Below are 249 nucleotides of genomic sequence, written 5' to 3' on the forward strand. Positions count from 1 at the left end.
GCAACAGCGAAGACTGTGCCGGCGACGGTGACGACGGGACGGTTGTGGTTGGCCAGGCGGAAGACCAGTTGGCCATCCTGCGTCTCTGATGGCTGATCGGCGAGGATCGCGAGTGTGGAGGACGCCCAGTCGGCGACATCAGCCGGGACGTCGTCTGCCCACAACCGTGAGAGGTCGACACGGTCACCGGGGTGAAGGTACTTGCCGTCGACGAGGAGCCCTGCCTGCCCCGCCGCCATCCGAGCGCCG

General features: G+C 67.5%; 1 protein-coding gene. It reads right to left on the minus strand.

What is annotated here, in order from left to right; translation table 11 throughout:
* On the minus strand, window positions 1-249 hold a 249-nt coding region (locus RMT89_RS44575), incomplete at both ends, for a hypothetical protein (protein WP_315889459.1).

Origin of the sequence: Streptomyces sp. P17 (genome assembly GCF_032436805.1) — a bacterium.
Taxonomy (GTDB): domain Bacteria; phylum Actinomycetota; class Actinomycetes; order Streptomycetales; family Streptomycetaceae; genus Streptomyces.